The organism is Prochlorococcus sp. MIT 0604 (assembly GCF_000757845.1).
In the GTDB taxonomy this organism is placed as follows: domain Bacteria; phylum Cyanobacteriota; class Cyanobacteriia; order PCC-6307; family Cyanobiaceae; genus Prochlorococcus_A.
In genome coordinates this window covers 269,236-287,285 of the sequence record NZ_CP007753.1, presented here as the reverse complement: position 1 = coordinate 287,285, position 18,050 = coordinate 269,236, and the positions used below count along the sequence as shown (strand labels likewise).

Genomic DNA, 18,050 nt, shown 5'->3' with positions numbered 1-18,050 from the left:
AAAATTTGGCAGGATCTTGGATTTTCTATACGACATTTCCAAAGATACCTTTAATTCATCCCGAATTTAAAAATATTGCACAATTTGCGCCGCCTTTAGGACTCTTTATTGGAACAATACAGGGTTGTATTTTTCTTTTTTTGAGAACAAACTCTTGGTCAATTTATGCTTCTACATTAATTTGTTTGGCTTCAGGATATTTAATTACTGGTGGTCTACACATTGATGGTTTAATGGATACTTTTGATGGTATTTTTGCGGGTAAAAAGAAACGTTTAAAAGCAATGAAAGATAGTAAAGTTGGGTCCTTTGGCGTTCAAGCTTTAGTTTTTATAACTTTAATTCAAATTGCGTGCATACTGAAAATTCAAAACCTAATAATTTTTGTTTTACCTATTTGCTTATTTTGGGGAAGATTTTCAAATTTATTTTTTATAGAAAAGTTTAAATATATGAGTTATAAGAAAAAATCTATTAGTCACAAAAAGTTTTGGAATGGATTTAAAAAAGAATCTTTAATCTCCATTATTTTTCTTTTAATTTTCATCGTATACCAATTAGTTTCAATTACATCCCAAGCAATATTAATCAAATTTTTAGTTCTTATTTTAATTGGTATTTTTCTAAGCTATTTTATACCAAACATACTGGGTAATAAAATTGGAGGCTTCAATGGAGATGCCTGCGGTGCAAGTGTTGTATTAGTTGAAACTGCAATGTTGTTTATGCATGCAATTCTTTTATAGGTAGTTCTAGATAGAAAATATTTTTCTTCTTAAGATTTTTTAATTTCTCAGTATTATCAATCGAGTTATTTTCCAGCAATCTCAAATCTCCTCCAATTTGTTTTGCTAATTTCCTCGCCAAAAAAAGTCCCACACCAGTGCCCTCTTTCTTCTTAGCAGCAGATCCTCTAAAACCTTTTTCAAAAATTTTCTCGTTTTCATTTTTGGTTATTTTTTTACCATCATCAAATATACAAAGTCCATTACTCGTAATTGCGAGTCCAATTTCAGCATCTTTTTGGGCATATTTAAAAGCATTTTCTAATAAATTGGCCACAATTTCAGCGATTACAGCATATTTTGCCTTTAACGGCGATAAAGACCAATCTGGCCAAAAAGAAGGTTCATTCCAATCTCTATTCTCTAAGTATGCATTAGCTTTACCCCTTTCTAATATTGGCCTCAATAAACTCTGAACAGTTATTACCTTTTTATTGTCTAAATTTGGTGGTAATAATAATCTTTCCTCTCCAATTTCTAGGGGAAGTTGAATAGGTGAATTTAATTGCGCAAAAGAATCCATATATTGATTAATTTGTTTTTGCTCAATTATCATGCGTTCGACTATTTCAATAGAGTCATCATCTGAACCAAGTCTTTTTATTAGCAACTTTGCATATGTCCTTATAGCAGCCAATGGATTCCTTAATTGATGGATTATGATATTGACCTGATTTTTTAAATAATTAATTTCTTCATTTTTATTTTGACGTTCTAATTCGATTGAGACGCATTTAGCTAATGATATTGAAAGCGCTTTTAATCTGGAATCAAGAGATACTGGCCAATTTCCGTCTTTCAAATCAGTTTCTACCCTAAGGACACCAAGAAGAATGTCATTTTCTTGAAGCGGGTACCATCTTCTATTAGGAGATGAAACTTTTAGTGAAGGATCATCTTCTATTGATGTAAGTAGCCTATCAATTTGTGGCCATTGACCAATCATTTCAAAAGATGCTTTAGTGCCTTGCTTAGCTGAAGCAAGATACATAACTAAATTAGTCACGCCCATTGAGCAACCAAAACCCTCTAGCTGTTTTGAAATTAGTTCTTCAAATTTTTTTGAAAGATTCATAATTAATGAAATTTTGAGAATTTTTTTTTAAAAAAAACTTGAAAAAAGGCTTGTAAAATATGAAAAAAGTATTAAGATATATAAAGAGGTCTGACTTTAGCCAGCCTTAAATATGAATATTTAATCATATTTTAAGCTACATCGGGGTTGATGGGTCCTCTATGTAATTTGAAGTGAATTTAAAAACACATAGATAAGATTAGTAAAAATAAATAAGACTAATCTCATTAATAATTTCAGGAGTACCAATCAATGTCAAAAAAAAGAAAAAGAATCAGCAGAAGAAGATTGGCTGGCCAAAGAGTAATGGCTCATGTACCTATTTATCATATCGAAACTGGCAAACATAAACCAGTTACAGCAGCAAGAAGATTCATAGCTGAAAATGGTCTCTCTGCGCCTTCAGTTTTCAATGTCAGAAGAAATGAACATACCACTGATAGGTTTTTTTGGGGTGAAAAAGGGTTATTTAGTGCCCAATATGCTGAAGAAAATCATTTTCTATTTCCATCACTAAAAGTTGTAGTTGAAGGAATTGGTGAAGAAAAAATATTTGAGGGTCTAGAACTTACTGCAGATGATTGGGAAGAGATTGAAGAATACGAATATGCTTTTGTTTAAAAAATATTACTTATATTTGAACTTATAAAATCAATTAAATTTGAATCAATTTGATGAAATCCATCGAATTCTAATAATTCACAAAATTTAGAAGATATACTCTTTACCTTTTCATAAATAGTCCTAGAAGCATCTATAGGCACGACATCATCAAATAAACCATGACTAATAATCAATGGCGAGCATTTCTCTCCCGGTGTCCAGTTGGGGTGAGGATAACCACTACAAGCAACAATTAATCCAAAATCTAATTGTAATCCTGCATCAATTGCCATTGCCGCCCCCTGAGAGAACCCCAACAAAATTGTTTTTTTTAGTGGAATCTGATCAGTATCAAATTTTTTTAATGTAACTAAAAGTTTATTTACTTCAACCTCAGCTCCATTCCAATCATGTGGATATAATCCATACCACTGTCTTCCCTGACCACTTGGATGCAATCCAGGGGCACTCAAAGAAATCACCTCAAAATCAAGATTTATTTTTTCATTCATCTCCTTTCCAAATGTTAAAAGGTCATCTGAATCAGCTCCCCATCCATGCATCAAAATAATTCTATGAGTTGCAGTTTGAGAGCTAATCGAGACAAATTCATGATTGATAGCATATTTCATGTTTATATTCTTAAGTAAGTAAACTTTCCCATAATGTCACCATTAGCTTTAGTAAGTGTTTCTGATAAAAAAAATATAATCCCATTTTGTAAGGAATTGGTCGAGCAATTCAATTATAAAATTCTATCAAGTGGAGGAACTGCCAAACATCTTATAGAAGCAAAAATACCAGTTATTAAAGTTGCAGATTTTACTAATTCTCCAGAAATTCTTGGAGGAAGAGTTAAAACTTTACATCCAAAAATACACGGGGGAATATTAGCTAAAAGGTCTGACGAAGAACATGAAAAAGATATAGAAGCTAACAATCTTGAGTTAATTGACTTGGTAGTTGTCAATTTATATCCTTTTAAAACAACTGTAGAACAGGGAGCCAAATGGGAAGATACTATTGAAAATATCGATATCGGAGGGCCATCAATGATTCGTTCTGCAGCTAAAAATCATAAAGACGTTTCCGTTTTAGTGGATCCTAATCAGTATGAAAATTTTCTTGAAGAAAGTAAAAAAGGTGAATTAAAAGACTCATATAAAGCAAAATTAGCCCTTGAAGCTTTTCAACATACAGCAGACTATGACACCGCAATATCTAATTGGATAAAAAAAGAAAGAGGTTTACAATCTTCCAAATATATTGAATCTTATCCACTAATCAAAACCTTAAGATATGGGGAGAATCCTCATCAAAAAGCTTTTTGGTATGGTTTAAGTAACATTGGATGGAACTCAGCAGAACAATTACAAGGTAAAGACTTAAGTTATAATAATCTGTTGGATCTAGAGTCAGCACTTTCAACAGTTTTAGAATTTGGCTACGCAGAAAAAGATGAAATTACAACCGACATTTTTGCTTCCGTTATCCTAAAACATAATAATCCTTGTGGTGCCTCTGTAAGTAATTCAGCTTCTCAAGCATTTTTGAATGCTTTGGAATGCGACTCTGTTAGTGCATTTGGAGGAATAGTTGCTTTTAATTCAAATGTTGATAGTAAGACTGCAATTCACCTCAAAGATATTTTCTTAGAGTGTGTCATCGCTCCATCTTTTGATAATGAAGCTTTAGAAATTTTAAAAGTTAAAAAGAATTTAAGAATTTTAAAGTTTTCAAAAGATCAACTTCCAAAAAAGAATCAAATTTCTACAAAATCAATAATGGGCGGATTACTAGTTCAAGATACTGATGATAACGAAGAAAAAGCTGAAAATTGGATTTCAGTAACTAATGAAAATCCGAGTAATCAAATAAACTTAGATCTAAATTTTGCATGGAAAATTTGTAAACACGTTAAATCTAATGCCATTGTTATTGCAAAAGACCAAAAAACTATTGGTATTGGAGCTGGACAAATGAACAGAGTTGGAGCAGCAAAAATTGCATTGGAATCAGCTGGAAAATTATGTTCTGATGCTGTCTTGGCCAGCGATGGTTTTTTACCATTTGCAGATACTGTAAAACTAGCAAATGAATATGGAATAAAAGCTATTATTCAACCTGGTGGTAGTCTAAGAGACCAAGAAAGTATTGATATGTGTAATTTGAAAGGAATCTCAATGGTATTTACAAAACAAAGGCACTTTTTACATTAAATTATGATGATTTTGGATAATATGTAATCTTATTAGTTTTTCTGAATAAAGAAAGCCTGCCTGGGCCTGCACATAGAAAGTATAGAGAAATAGCACCATATATAAAAGACAATTCGAAAGCATAATTATGACCTTCAACCACTGCCAGAGGAAAACCTTCTAGTCCAGTATCAAGGAGATGAAAATAAACTGCAAATGCCATCGTGGAGAATAGACCAAGAGAAGAAAGTCTCGCAAAAATCCCTAAAGCCAATCCTAATGGGCATACCAATTGAGTAATTGCTGCACCAAAAGTCCAAATAACAGGATCACCTGGTAAAAATGGAAAGTACTTTCCAACTACAAACTCAGCAAAACCCTGGGGATCCTGAAGTTTTTCAAGCCCATGATGAATCATTAAAGCACAAAAACCTATTCTTAAAACAAAAATTGATAATTCTCCAAGGATATTTACTTCTGACCCTGAAGATGAATTAGCAACAACAACTTCAACTTTTTGGGGCGCTTTAGTTCTATTCATACTTGCAGTTTGAACCTGATTAGTTTGTGCTTTGTCTTCCATACTTCTTTAATTTTTCATTATTCTAGTTAATAAAGTAGATATTTTGGCATTATCTGACTAATAAATTAAAAAAACTAAGCAAAGTTATAAATGATATTTCAAATTCAAGAAGCTATATCTATCAACTTTTCAATAACATCTGCAACGACCTTATCAGGAGTGGATGCACCTGAGGTAATTCCAACATTAATTTTTCCACTAGGTAGAAAATTATTTTTAAGTTCTAATTCTGATCCAAGTGGCTTATGTAATATTGAATTTCCTTTAACTGATATCCTCTCTGGCGTATCAATGTGAAAAGAGGAAATATTTTTAGTAATTGCTATTTCTTGTAGGTGAGTAGTATTAGAAGAATTGAAGCCTCCAATAACTACAAGAATATCAAGGTCTTCATCAACCAAAGAGAACATTGCATCTTGTCTTTCTTCAGTTGCATCACAAATAGTATTAAAAGCTAAAAAGTGACTATTTAAGTTTTCTGGTCCAAATTTTTTTAACATCGTCCGTTCAAAAACCTTTCCAATTTCTTCAGTCTCGCTTTTGAGCATAGTTGTCTGATTTGCAACTCCCACTCTATCTAAATCTTTATCAGGATCAAATCCATTTGAAAAAGCTTTAGCAAATTTGTTCATAAACTCATTTCTATTACCTCTCCCCAGAATATATTCAGATACGTAGTTTGCTTCTTCTAGATCAAGTACAACTAAATATTTGCCTGCGAATGAACTTGTAGCGAGAGTCTCTTCATGCTTAAATTTCCCATGAATAATAGATGTAAAAACATGTTTTTTATGTTTTTCAACTGTATGCCAAACCTTAGAAACCCATGGACAAGTCGTATCAATGATATGACAACCTTTCTCATGTAATAGTTTCATTTCTTGAACAGTAGCTCCGAAAGCAGGGAGTATAACAACATCTCCATTAGAAACTAAAGAAAAATCTTTAATTCCATTTTTAGCTGAAATGAATTTTACATTCATTTTTCTTAAATGATCATTAACCGAGGGATTATGAATTATTTCGTTTGTTATCCAAATATTCTCATTTGGGTAATGTCTTCTAGTTTCATAAGCCATTGCTACAGCTCTTTCAACTCCCCAACAGAAACCGAAGGCTTGGGCCAACTTAATATTTAGTCTACCTTTGGTATAAGTAAAACCATTATCCCTAATAGAACTTATCAAATCACTTTGGTAAGCTTCTTCTAAAGCTTGAGCTCTTTTTGTTGGAGAATCGAAACCCCTTCTATTGTATCTATCAGAATGATGAAGAGATCTTCTAAAAGCTTGAGTATCCATCTTTTTATATTACAACGTTTTAAATAATTTTTCGTAAAAAAAAAGAAACCTGACATAAGTCAGGTTTCTTAAATCAATTTTCAGTTAGATTATTTAGCAGAGGCAAAGTCTGGATATGCTTCCATTCCATGCTCTCCTATATCTAAGCCTTGGGTCTCTTCCTCTTCAGAAACTCGGATTCCTCCGAATAATCCTCCAATTACAGACCAAGCAATCCAGCAAGTAACTAGTGTCCAAATAGCATAAGCTGCGGCACCAAGAGCTTGAACTAGAAGGAGGGTAATACCTCCGCCATTGAACAATCCCATACCTGCTCCATCACCTTGTACAGCTGTACCCCAAAGACCGATAACTACAGTACCCCATACACCACAAACTCCGTGAACAGAGAATGCACCTACAGGATCATCAATCTCAGCGGCATCAAGTGCTGCAACAGAAAATACAACGATAATTCCGCCTACTAGTCCTGCGAACCAGGCTCCAGCAAGAGTCATATCACCACAACCAGCAGTGATACTAACCAAACCAGCAAGGATACCGTTAATTATCATTGTAAGGTCAGGCTTACCAGAAGTTAATGTTGAAACAATAGTTGCACCAATAGCTCCAGCTGCTGCTGCTAAAGTAGTTGTTACAGCAACATATGGAACCCATTGATCCATAGCAAGTTGAGAACCGGGGTTAAATCCGTACCAACCTATCCATAGGACTAATGCACCTAGAGTAGCTATAGCCATATTGTGTCCTGGCATAGCCTGTGGCTTACCATCAGAGTATTTGCCAATTCTTGGCCCAAGGAGCATAGCTCCTACAAGACCGGCCCATGCCCCAACTGAGTGAACAATTGAAGAACCAGCAAAATCAACAAAACCCAAAGAATCAAGCCAACCACCATTCCATTTCCAGCTACCAGCAATTGGATATATAAATGCAGTTAATACAACAGCAAAAACAACAAATTCTCCAAATTTAACTCTTTCAGCAACAAGACCGGAAACGATAGTTGCCGCAGTTCCTGCAAAAGCAGACTGGAACAAGAAATCAACAGTTGGGACTAATCCAGCATCAGTTACCATATCTGCAGTAACTGTAGGATCAAAAAATAAGCCGCCAAAATAAAGCCAACCGTCGGCTACACTTCCTCCGTACATTAATGAATAGCCGATAAACCAATAAGAAGTTACAGCTAGAGCAAATACAAAGAGGTTTTTAGCAAGAATGTTAACTGCGTTCTTAGAACGGCACATACCTGCCTCAACCATAGCGAAACCGGCGTTCATAAAGATCACTAGAATAGTAGCGATCAAAAGCCATAAATTGTTAGCAAGAAAAGCTGCATTCAACTCAGGTAAATCAGCTGCGTGAGCTGAAAGATTAAAAATACCTAAACCAAACAAAGCTAAAGGAACTGTTGCAAGCCACAACATAGAGCGGTTTGAACTAAATCCTCGAATACTCCTCAAAAGGAGCATAGGTCCATTAACAAGACTTGCATCTTGTAATTTGGACCTAGAGCGCCTTTGGGGCGTTTGCAAAGCAGTGGTCATAAAAAAAAATTAGATCTGCAAAAAAACAGTTTTACTGTTTCCTTTCAAATTTAAATTTATTCAAAAAACTTATCAGTGTCTAGTAGTTGTTGATACCATTTTTATAGTTGCACCTTAAAAAATTATTTGTTAAGTTTAAAAATTTGATTTTTAGAAGTTTCAAAATATCAAGATTTTATTTATTTCAAAGGTTTAATTCCTCTCCATGATACGTGGTCTTTATGAAATTCAAAGGAACAAGGAATCGTTATCATTCCTGCACTTAAAGATTCTCTAAAAAGATTGCCGTACAAGGGATCTGCGTCATCTCCGGGGGCAAAAAAACAAGCGTCTTTTCTTGTAATACATAGTACTAATACACTTTTACTTCCAGGAATTAATTTCTTTAATTCTATGAGGTGTTTTTGGCCTCTTTTCGTTACTGTATCAGGGAATAGAGCAACATTTTCTCTAATCCAAGTCGTATTTTTAACCTCTATGTAAATGTTACGTTTATCAGGATTTGAAGATTTTGGAGTTAATAAAAAGTCAATTCTGCTTTTTTTATCTTTTCCATAAGGGACTTCAGATTTGATTGTCTCTATTTCTCCTATTATTTCGTCAAGCAAATTTTTCTCGATAACCTTTTTGATTAACTTATTTGCAAATAGAGTATTAATACCAACCCAAACTTCCTCATTTTTTGCATCTAAAACACATATCTGTTCCCAAGTAAAAGGTAATTTTCTTTTTGGAGATGGGGAAACACTTATTCTTACCTTTGCTCCCTCACTCAAAAGTCCCTTCATTGGTCCAGTGTTGGCACAATGAGCTGTTACTACCTCACCGCTCTCTAATTTGATATCTGCAAGAAACCTTTTATACCTCTTGATTAAAACACCTTCAATTAATGGATCAAATTCAATTATCCGATCATTCATAAATATGTCGTTAGTTAAAAATCAAATATAATTGAAACTTAAACTTCTTGAAAAATTTAGACAAATCCAAATGCATTCATTTTTAAAAAATAATGTTTTTTCAATTTCATTTGGTACTAGTCTTAGTAAATTAGCTGGATGTATAAGACAAATATTTATAGCTGCTGCTTTTGGAGTTGGGGTAACATACGACGCATTTAATTATGCCTATATAATTCCAGGTTTTTTGATAATAATCATTGGAGGGATTAATGGTCCCTTACATAACGCAGTCGTTGCAGTTCTAACTCCCCTTAACAAAAAAAATGGAGGAATTGTTTTTACTCAAGTCAGCATAAAACTTTCAATACTATTAATTGGTTTAGCTATATTGATATACTTTAATTCCAGTTTATTAATTCAATTATTAGCCCCCAATTTAAGTTACGAAGCTAAATCAATCGCCACTTACCAATTAAAAATACTTACACCTTGTATCCCTTTATCCGGATTCATAGGCTTAAGCTTTGGGGCCTTAAATTCCCAAAGAAAATTTTTTTTATCAAGTATAAGTCCAGCCATAACAAGCCTAACTACTATTTTTTTTATTTTATTAAGTTGGATCATCAACCAAGAAAATGCATATTCTCATTTCTTTACTTATACGGGATTACTAGCTTTTGCAACTTTGACCGGAACTTTAATTCAGTTTGTTGTTCAAATTTTGGAAATAAATAAAATCGGTCTCTTGAGATTAAAATCAAACTTCCAATTATTTAATGATGAAGAGAGGAGGATTTTCAAACTAATTATTCCAGCATCTATCTCATCAGGTCTCAGTCAAATTAATGTTTTTATCGATATGTTTTTCGCTTCAAGTTTTCAAGGAGCAGCATCGGGACTAGCTTACGGAAACTTTCTGATACAAGCTCCATTAGGCATATTATCTAACTCTTTGATTTTGCCATTACTTCCAAAATTCTCTAAATTTAGAAGTGATAAAGACTATATAGGCCTCCAAAAAAAATTGATCTCTGGAATAGAGTACTGTTTCTTGACAACTATTTTTTTAGCTGCATTTTTCACAACATTTAATAATCAAATAGTGCAGTTAGTTTTTCAGAGAGGATCTTTTGATTATTCAGCGGCTTTAAAAGTGAAGAATATATTAATTGCTTATGGAGTTGGCATACCTTTTTATCTTTATAGAGATTTATTAGTAAGAACTTACTATTCAATAGAAAAAACAACCTTCCCTTTCAAGGCATCATTTGCAGGGATAATATTAAATATTTTTTTTGATTGGTTGTTAATTGGTGCCCCAATTAATAATTTTGGGAATCTTTCTCCATATAATTTTGGAGTAGTAGGGATAATTTTATCTTCAGTAATAGTCAACTTTGTAGTTTGTGTTTTGCTTTCTTTTAATCTGAGAAATGAAAATATCCACTTGCCTAACTTCGATTTATTAAGGAAAATTATTCTCATGTCATTAGCGGCATTTATAGATAGCACCCTTTGTTTTACTATTCTTAAAACTACAAATAACTTCAATTCAAATCTCGGAGAATTTTTAATATTAATATTTGGATCTTTAACTTTTTTTGTAATCTATTTTTTTCTTACAAAATGCCTGAAAGTAAATAAATTTAAAGTTTATAAAAAAAAGGTTTAGTTTTCAAAAAAACTTTCCAAAATCTCCTCTAATTCTAGAATTTGTGAGTTAGTTATTAAATTAATCAGTGGCATACTTTTAATACCATCCCCTACTTTTACATTTATTGCTTTCAAACTTATTTTCGCAGCATCCAATGGGCCTTGATTTTTATTGCTTATACATTCAATAGCAAGATTTCTAGCTAGGCCAGCGTCTCCAAGATATAAATTCCACTTTTCTATTTTTATAAAAATCTTTTCTGAAATAATATTTTCTAGATCACTTATTTGTACCTGAGAGTCCATAAATTCAAAATTAATTAAGTTGATTGTTTTGAAGTATCTTTAGGTTTTTTCATAATTACGAATAGTAAATGGGAGGCTAAAAGAATTGACCAGAAAATTGCAAAATTATTAAAAAAAGCGATTTCATATTTAATTTCTTTTAAAAGCCAAGTGCCACTTACTATCGCAGTAAATATCATGCAGTGAATAACAAAATTTACTATTCGAGAAAAATGTTTATAGATGGGATCTTCTAAATCACCATTTCCGTACCACTTTATAGGCATATTAATAATTAGATTGTTAATAATAGATATTTTACCTGAAATCTAGTTGACTAAGAGACCCTGAAACAGAGATATTACATAATTATGCGCCTGTAGCTCAGTGGATTAGAGCACCTGACTACGGATCAGGGTGTCGGGAGTTCGAATCTCTCCAGGCGCGTTTAAAATTATGAAATATTCTTTTTATATTTTTCTAAAAAATATCGTCTATATTATGGGTATTACTTATCAAATTCAATGAATATTCTTCAAAATCTTAAAGAAAGTGATCCAGTAATATCAAATTTTATCAACTCTGAAAAAAATAGACAGGAAACTCATCTTGAGTTAATAGCAAGTGAAAATTTTGCATCAATTGCCGTCATGCAGGCTCAAGGATCAGTCCTTACAAATAAATACGCAGAGGGATTACCTCAAAAAAGATATTACGGGGGATGTGAATTTGTTGATGAAATCGAAGAATTAGCTATTCAAAGAGCAAAAAAATTATTTAATGCAAATTGGGCTAATGTGCAACCCCATAGTGGAGCACAGGCAAATGCTGCTGTTTTCTTAAGTTTACTAAAACCTGGTGACACAATCCTGGGGATGGATTTATCTCATGGTGGACACCTAACTCATGGATCTCCAGTAAATATGAGTGGTAAGTGGTTTAATGCAGTTCACTATGGTGTAAACAAAGAAACTAGTGAATTAAATTTTGATGAAATAAGAGAGATAGCACTTGAAACAAAACCAAAATTGATCATATGCGGATATTCAGCTTATCCAAGAACAATCGATTTTGAATCGTTTAGAAAAATTGCAGATGAAGTTGGTGCATTCTTAATGGCTGATATTGCACACATCGCAGGTCTTGTAGCAAGTAAACTTCATCCAAATCCAATTCCCTATTGTGATGTAGTAACTACAACTACTCATAAAACATTAAGAGGTCCTAGAGGAGGACTTATCTTGTGTAAAGATGCAGAATTTGGAAAGAAATTTGATAAATCTGTTTTCCCAGGAACTCAGGGGGGGCCCCTAGAACACATTATTGCAGCTAAAGCAGTTGCATTTGGAGAAGCCTTACAGCCAGATTTTGTTAATTATTCCCAACAAGTAATAAAAAATTCCAAAGTTCTAGCTTCAACTTTAATTAATAGAGGTATTGATATCGTTAGTGGAGGCACTGATAATCATATTGTTTTACTCGATCTAAGAAGTATCAATATGACTGGTAAAATTGCTGACTTGCTCGTAAGTGAAGTCAACATCACTGCAAATAAAAATACTGTTCCATTTGACCCCGAATCACCTTTTGTAACCAGCGGGCTAAGGTTGGGTACTGCTGCTCTAACTACTAGGGGATTCAATGAGAATGCTTTTGCTGAAGTTGGCGAAATTATTGCTGATAGATTACTTAACCCAAACGATTCACTGATTGAAAGTCAATGTAAAGAAAGAGTATTAACCTTATGTAATCGTTTTCCTCTTTATGAAGGCAAACTTGAAGCATCAATTAAATGAGTCCTAATTCCAAGGGGGTTGAAATTCTTTCTATTGGAACAGAGCTACTTTTAGGAAATATCATAAACACAAATGCACAATGGATTTCTGAACAGTTGTCTCTATTAGGCTTAAATCACTTTAGGCAATCAACTGTAGGTGATAATTGTGATCGAATTATTAAAGTAATTCAAGAAATATCGAAAAGAAGTAATCTTCTAATTACAACGGGTGGATTGGGACCCACCCCAGATGACTTAACCACTGAAGCAATAGCCAAATCTTTTAATGTTTCTCTTTTTGAAAGACAGCATATATGGGATGAAATTAAACAAAAACTTCCAAACTCAAAGCTCAAAGACCATTCCTCAAGCTTAAGGAAGCAATGTTTCTTCCCAAAAAATGCTCAAATAATTAATAACCCTAGGGGCACTGCTCCAGGAATGATATGGGAACCAATAAAAGGATTTACTATTCTTACTTTCCCAGGAGTACCTAGTGAAATGAAAAGTATGTGGGAAGAGACTGCGTATGATTTCATTAAAACCAAATTCTCAGATAGTTATTCCTTTTTTTCAAATACTCTTAAATTTGCAGGAATTGGAGAATCTAGCGTTGCAGAAAAAATTAATGATCTATTAAATCTTAAAAATCCAACGGTTGCTCCATATGCAAACTTAGGAGAGTTTAAACTCAGAATCACCGCGCGAGCAAAGAATGACCTAGAAGCAAAAAAAATAATTAAGCCAGTAAAAGACAAATTAAAAAAAGATTTTTCAAAGTTTATTTTTGGAGAAGATAATGATACTTTGCCAAGCATTTTAATAAAAGAGTTAACTAAGAGGAACCAAACTATTGTTTTTGCTGAATCCTGCACAGGAGGCCTTCTATCTTCATCACTGACATCAATATCAGGCTCATCTCAAGTTTTTCAGGGTAGTATTGTTTCCTATAGTAATGCGCTAAAAAATTCATTATTAAATATTTCGGAAGATAAGCTTACAAAATATGGAGCTGTTTCTAAAGAAGTTTGTGAGGCCATGGCAATTAATGTAAAGGAGAAGTTAGGCGCAGATTGGGCAATAGCAATTAGTGGAATAGCTGGTCCTAACGGAGGCAGTCAAGAAAAACCAGTTGGATTAGTCTATATCTCAATTTCAGGACCCAATAATCATATAACTAATATTAAAAAACTATTTAACTCAACACGAAATCGAATAGAAATTCAAAGACTAAGTGTAAATGTGTGTTTGAACAGCCTCCGATTAATCCTATTATCGAATAGTAAGTAACTATTTTTACAAATTGAGTCAAGATACCCTGTTTGATAAGGTTTGGGATTTACATAAAGTTTCAAGTCTTCCTGGAGGATCTGATCAAATATTTATTGGTCTTCATCTTATCCATGAAGTGACGAGTCCTCAAGCATTTGGTGCTTTAAAGGACAAAAAATTAAAAGTAAAATTCCCTGAAAGAACTTTTGCTACTGTTGATCATATTGTGCCAACAGATAATCAGAGCAGGCCTTTCAAAGATAATCTAGCTGAGCAGATGATCGAAACACTTGAGAAGAATTGCTTAGAACATAAAATAAGGTTTTTTAATATTGGTAGTGGTAATCAAGGAATAGTTCATGTAGTAGCCCCGGAATTAGGCCTAACTCAGCCAGGAATGACAATCGCTTGCGGAGATTCTCATACTTCAACTCATGGAGCTTTTGGGTCAATTGCTTTTGGGATAGGTACAAGTCAAGTAAGAGATGTTCTTGCTACCCAAACCTTAGCCATGAACAAATTAAAAGTGAGGCAGATTTGGTGTGACAATAAATTATCCAAGGGTGTTTATGCTAAGGATTTAGTCCTTCATATCATTAATAAACTTGGTGTAAAGGCTGGAGTAGGTTTCGCATATGAATTCGCAGGGCCTGCGATACATGAATTATCAATGGAAGAAAGGATGACGATATGCAATATGTCTATTGAAGGAGGAGCAAGATGCGGCTACATAAACCCTGATGAAAAAACCTTTAGTTACATTAAAAATAAATTATGTGCTCCAAAAAATGAGCATTGGGATGAAGCGCTCGGATGGTGGAAAACGTTAAAAAGCGATGAAAATTCAATTTATGATGATGTAATTAAATTAGATGCTTCTAAAGTAGAGCCAACCGTAACTTGGGGTATCACTCCCGGCCAAAGTATAAGCATTAATCAACAAATCCCTCTTTTAGATGACTTATCCCCAAATGATAAATTAGTTGCAAAAGAGGCTTATGAATATATGAGTTTCAAGCCAGGACAATTAATAAAAGATACTCCTATTGACGTTTGTTTCATAGGTAGTTGCACTAATGGCAGAATCAGTGACTTAAGGGTTGCAGCTAAAGTATTAAAAGGCAAAAAAGTATCCAAGAATGTCAAAGCATTTGCTGTTCCAGGTTCAGAAAAAGTAGCCAGTGAAGCGAAACGAGAAGGTATAGATCAGATTTTTAAGGATTCTGGATTTCAATGGAGAGAGCCTGGCTGCTCAATGTGTTTAGCAATGAATTCAGATAAGCTAATAGGTAATCAGGTTAGTGCTAGCTCAAGTAATAGAAATTTTAAGGGCAGGCAAGGATCTCCCAGTGGAAGAACACTCCTTATGAGTCCAGCAATGGTTGCTGCTGCTGCAATTAATGGCAAAGTCAGTGATGTTAGAGAATTTATCAACTGATGAAATCAGAGTTTACCCCACCAATGGGAAAAATTACACAAATAATCGGGCAGTGTTTCTCCTTGATTGGTAACGACATTGATACAGATCGAATAATTCCAGCGCGTTTTTTGAAGTGTGTTAACTTTGATTCATTGGGTGAATCAGTGTTTGAAGATGATAGAAAAACTTTAAAAGGAAGGCATCCATTTGATCTAGAGGAAAACAAAAATTCCTCGATACTAATTGTTAATAGCAATTTTGGCTGTGGTTCCAGCAGAGAACATGCCCCCCAAGCGCTTATGAGATGGGGTATAAAAGCAATAATAGGAGAGAGTTTCGCCGACATTTTTTATAGTAATTGTATTGCGATAGGAATTCCATGTTTTACGCTATCTAAAAAATCCATAGAAGAAATGCAAAAATATTGCGATAATCAATTTTTATTTTTAGAAATTGATCTGAAAAACTCCCTAGCAAAATCAAAAGATTTAAATCTCAATCTTGAGATTAAGGAAAGCTCAAGAAAAATGTTTTTATCAGGAGAATGGGATGCCACTTCAACACTACTTAAGAATGAAAATTTAATAGAAAATAAATTTAATCAATTACCTTATATACAATTAAACAATAACTTGTTATAGCTATTGAAATCCATAAAGACTAAAAGAAATACCTCCTCCTTGATTATGAGGTTGATAAAAAATACCAACTTCATACGATCTTTTTTTCCAATTTAAAGAAATTTTAGAATCTATAAATTCACCATAATCATTTGAATTATTTGTTAAGTTCAAAGTCCCGATACTTTTAAGGATTATTGGTCCATATAATTGCTGATCAAGAGAAATATCTAAAGTGAAGTCCTCATAATTCTGATCAAACTTAAAAACACTTTCGCCACTATCAAATTTATAAAAAGGTAAAAAACTTATACGAGTATAGTCAAAAGTTTTATTTTTAAAATTACCAAATATTAATTCTGGACCTAATCCTAACCCTAAATATCCTTGATGATTTCCATTTTCATAGAAAGAATATGAGGCTTCAAATTTTGTATTAAGACTTAAGCCTTTATTGATTGGTTCAGGAATGTACTTATATGAAATATCAATAGATTTCTTTTTAGGTTCTACAATGCTAATTGGAAATTTCTGATCAAGAGAATAAAACAAATTACCTTTTAAGTTAGTTAATAATTTTTTATTATTTAAAGCCTCTGCTGTTATGTTGGCCAAACCTAAAGATAAAAATTCTGACTTTTTAATACCATCAACAATCCAAGTATTTTCTTTTTGTAATTTTGAACCATAACCTGAGAAAATTTCTGCTTCACCCAATGAACCATTCCAGACCCTCTCTCTATAAATTCCATAAAAACTTTTTTCCCATTTTGAGTCTAATAAATTAACTTCTTTACTCAATTCAGTTTTAAATCTAAATGCATCTGAAAATTTATTAAAATCAAGAGAATTTAAATTCTTGTCTATTTCTAAATCCCAATTTTTTATTGTGCCCCTTATCTGGGCATTTAGAGCAAAATAATCCTCAATAATTGAATTTCTCTTAACCCTATCTGAAGTGATTGATTCGTCCTTCTTTACAAAACTTTTAGAATACCCTTTGAATAACCTCTGAATTAAAAATTGAGGCTCTAAATCAAGAACAAAATCATCAGAAATTTTTACGGAATTAAATTTCCTACCAATAAAATACCCATCCTTATCTAAATTTTCATATCCAATATTCCATCTATTATCAATTTGAGAATTATCCAAATCAAACGCCCTATCACCTAACCAAAAAGGTATTGAAATTTTCTCTTCAAATATTATGTAATTTAATGCAGACTTGAATCTTAATTTTTCATTACTAGGATAAACTTCTAATAAATTAATTACTAACTTAGATTGTTTCGATTCAAGTAAATCATTACTCAACACTGCCTTCGTACTTTTCCAATTTTTACCATCTATAGTCATTTTCTTTGTAAAAAGTAACCAACTCTCAAGCTTACTTGGAGTATGTACGACTTCCTTGTTTTTTAATTCAAGCAAATTTTCTAGCTTATTTATATCTGATAAGCTGAAATTTGAGGATAAATCATTCATCAAAGTATCCGTATTTATAGATCCCTTAACATCTAATAGATATCCTTTTTTGGATATGAAACTGTACTCTAGTTGAGAAACTTTAAAAAGTTGTTCACCTAATATTAAAACTATATTGCCTTTAGCACTAATTTTTTTATTGAACTTATCGTATATTAAATTATCAGCTTTAAGGATTTTGCCTTTATACTTCACCTCTACATTGCCTTCCGCATAAATAACATCATCGATTTCTGACTGTTTATCAGATTGGATTACTAACTCATTTTGATTTCCACTAATGTAGGCCAAAAGAGTTTTTGAATTTTTCTTTAAAAATGTTTTATTAACTGATAATTGATCAGAATTATTAAAAGATAATCTTGATGTGTTTGATAGGATTTTCCTGTTTGTTATTTTTGAAAAATTAATTTGCGATATAGAGTTATCACTGTTTCCATTATCTTCTAGAAGATAAGCGGAAATTGATGGTTGTATACAATTAATAAATAAAAAAGAAGAAAATATAACTTTTTTTGAAATACCTGAAATCAATTGA

Annotated in this window: 17 protein-coding genes and 1 tRNA gene; 9 read left to right on the top strand and 9 right to left on the bottom strand. The window is 32.7% G+C overall.

The window, feature by feature from the left end; translation table 11 throughout:
* The first annotated feature begins 5 nt into the window (after window positions 1-5).
* Window positions 6-746 (top strand): adenosylcobinamide-GDP ribazoletransferase, encoded by a 741-nt coding sequence (locus EW14_RS01520; RefSeq protein WP_042849767.1) that lies wholly within the window; start codon window positions 6-8, stop codon window positions 744-746.
* Here EW14_RS01520 and EW14_RS01515 read toward each other — a convergent pair.
* Window positions 724-1,860 (bottom strand): sensor histidine kinase KdpD, encoded by a 1,137-nt coding sequence (locus EW14_RS01515; protein WP_042849765.1) that lies wholly within the window; start codon window positions 1,858-1,860, stop codon window positions 724-726. The two genes, EW14_RS01520 and EW14_RS01515, sit on opposite strands and share 23 nt — an antisense overlap.
* A 252-nt stretch (window positions 1,861-2,112) precedes the next feature.
* Between EW14_RS01515 and EW14_RS01510 the strand changes: the two genes are divergently transcribed.
* The gene (locus EW14_RS01510; protein WP_011817760.1) at window positions 2,113-2,481 is read left to right on the top strand and encodes a DUF3155 domain-containing protein; all 369 of its coding nucleotides are present in this window, start codon (window positions 2,113-2,115) and stop codon (window positions 2,479-2,481) included.
* Here the strand turns inward: EW14_RS01510 and EW14_RS01505 are convergent.
* Window positions 2,478-3,095: an alpha/beta hydrolase gene (locus EW14_RS01505; protein ID WP_042849764.1), complete on the bottom strand. Its 618-nt coding sequence runs from the start codon at window positions 3,093-3,095 to the stop codon at window positions 2,478-2,480. The two genes, EW14_RS01510 and EW14_RS01505, sit on opposite strands and share 4 nt — an antisense overlap.
* Before the next feature lie 33 nt (window positions 3,096-3,128).
* Here EW14_RS01505 and purH point away from each other — a divergent pair, with 33 nt between their 5' ends.
* Window positions 3,129-4,682, top strand: a complete 1,554-nt coding sequence (gene purH, locus EW14_RS01500; RefSeq protein ID WP_042849763.1) for a bifunctional phosphoribosylaminoimidazolecarboxamide formyltransferase/IMP cyclohydrolase — start codon at window positions 3,129-3,131, stop codon at window positions 4,680-4,682.
* Between the two features lies 1 nt (window position 4,683).
* Here the strand turns inward: purH and EW14_RS01495 are convergent, their stop codons facing one another.
* The 4 genes from EW14_RS01495 to sfsA form a co-directional block, all read right to left on the bottom strand.
* Window positions 4,684-5,244, bottom strand: a complete 561-nt coding sequence (locus tag EW14_RS01495) for a DoxX family protein (RefSeq protein ID WP_042849762.1) — start codon at window positions 5,242-5,244, stop codon at window positions 4,684-4,686.
* Between the two features lie 104 nt (window positions 5,245-5,348).
* Window positions 5,349-6,545 (bottom strand): 4-hydroxy-3-methylbut-2-enyl diphosphate reductase, encoded by a 1,197-nt coding sequence (locus EW14_RS01490; protein ID WP_042849761.1) that lies wholly within the window; start codon window positions 6,543-6,545, stop codon window positions 5,349-5,351.
* A gap of 89 nt (window positions 6,546-6,634) precedes the next feature.
* The gene (locus EW14_RS01485) at window positions 6,635-8,095 is read right to left on the bottom strand and encodes an ammonium transporter (RefSeq protein WP_011862304.1); all 1,461 of its coding nucleotides are present in this window, start codon (window positions 8,093-8,095) and stop codon (window positions 6,635-6,637) included.
* Between the two features lie 179 nt (window positions 8,096-8,274).
* Window positions 8,275-9,015 carry a DNA/RNA nuclease SfsA gene (gene sfsA / locus EW14_RS01480; protein WP_042849759.1) on the bottom strand — a complete coding sequence of 247 codons (741 nt, stop codon included), beginning with the start codon at window positions 9,013-9,015 and terminating at the stop codon, window positions 8,275-8,277.
* Between the two features lie 70 nt (window positions 9,016-9,085).
* Here sfsA and murJ point away from each other — a divergent pair, with 70 nt between their 5' ends.
* Entirely contained in the window at window positions 9,086-10,669 is a 1,584-nt protein-coding gene (gene murJ, locus EW14_RS01475) for a murein biosynthesis integral membrane protein MurJ (RefSeq protein WP_042851274.1), read from the top strand.
* On the opposite strand, the gene EW14_RS01470 is transcribed toward murJ, so the two are convergent.
* Both EW14_RS01470 and EW14_RS01465 read right to left on the bottom strand, forming a co-directional pair.
* Window positions 10,666-10,956 carry a DUF3181 family protein gene (locus EW14_RS01470; RefSeq protein ID WP_042849758.1) on the bottom strand — a complete coding sequence of 97 codons (291 nt, stop codon included), beginning with the start codon at window positions 10,954-10,956 and terminating at the stop codon, window positions 10,666-10,668. The two genes, murJ and EW14_RS01470, sit on opposite strands and share 4 nt — an antisense overlap.
* A gap of 14 nt (window positions 10,957-10,970) precedes the next feature.
* Window positions 10,971-11,222: a hypothetical protein gene (locus EW14_RS01465; RefSeq protein ID WP_042849757.1), complete on the bottom strand. Its 252-nt coding sequence runs from the start codon at window positions 11,220-11,222 to the stop codon at window positions 10,971-10,973.
* Between the two features lie 86 nt (window positions 11,223-11,308).
* On the opposite strand from EW14_RS01465, the gene EW14_RS01460 reads away from it, so the two are divergent.
* The 5 genes from EW14_RS01460 (at window position 11,309) to leuD (ending at window position 16,045) form a co-directional block, all read left to right on the top strand.
* Window positions 11,309-11,382: transfer RNA gene (locus EW14_RS01460), tRNA-Arg, on the top strand.
* A 77-nt stretch (window positions 11,383-11,459) separates the two neighbouring features.
* A complete protein-coding gene (glyA, locus tag EW14_RS01455) occupies window positions 11,460-12,731 on the top strand; it encodes a serine hydroxymethyltransferase (RefSeq protein ID WP_042849756.1) in 1,272 nt (423 codons plus the stop codon).
* Window positions 12,728-14,002 (top strand): competence/damage-inducible protein A, encoded by a 1,275-nt coding sequence (locus tag EW14_RS01450; protein WP_042849755.1) that lies wholly within the window; start codon window positions 12,728-12,730, stop codon window positions 14,000-14,002. The genes glyA and EW14_RS01450 overlap by 4 nt, the downstream gene beginning before the upstream one ends.
* Before the next feature lie 13 nt (window positions 14,003-14,015).
* Window positions 14,016-15,422 carry a 3-isopropylmalate dehydratase large subunit gene (gene leuC, locus EW14_RS01445; protein ID WP_042849754.1) on the top strand — a complete coding sequence of 469 codons (1,407 nt, stop codon included), beginning with the start codon at window positions 14,016-14,018 and terminating at the stop codon, window positions 15,420-15,422.
* Complete coding sequence (gene leuD, locus EW14_RS01440; protein WP_042849753.1) at window positions 15,422-16,045, top strand: 3-isopropylmalate dehydratase small subunit; 624 nt, start codon at window positions 15,422-15,424, stop codon at window positions 16,043-16,045. Before leuC ends, leuD begins: the two co-directional genes overlap by 1 nt.
* Here leuD and EW14_RS01435 read toward each other — a convergent pair whose 3' ends face one another.
* Window positions 16,046-18,046, bottom strand: coding sequence for a DUF3769 domain-containing protein (locus tag EW14_RS01435; protein ID WP_042849751.1), 2,001 nt, complete (start codon window positions 18,044-18,046; stop codon window positions 16,046-16,048).
* Window positions 18,047-18,050: the final 4 nt, after the last annotated feature.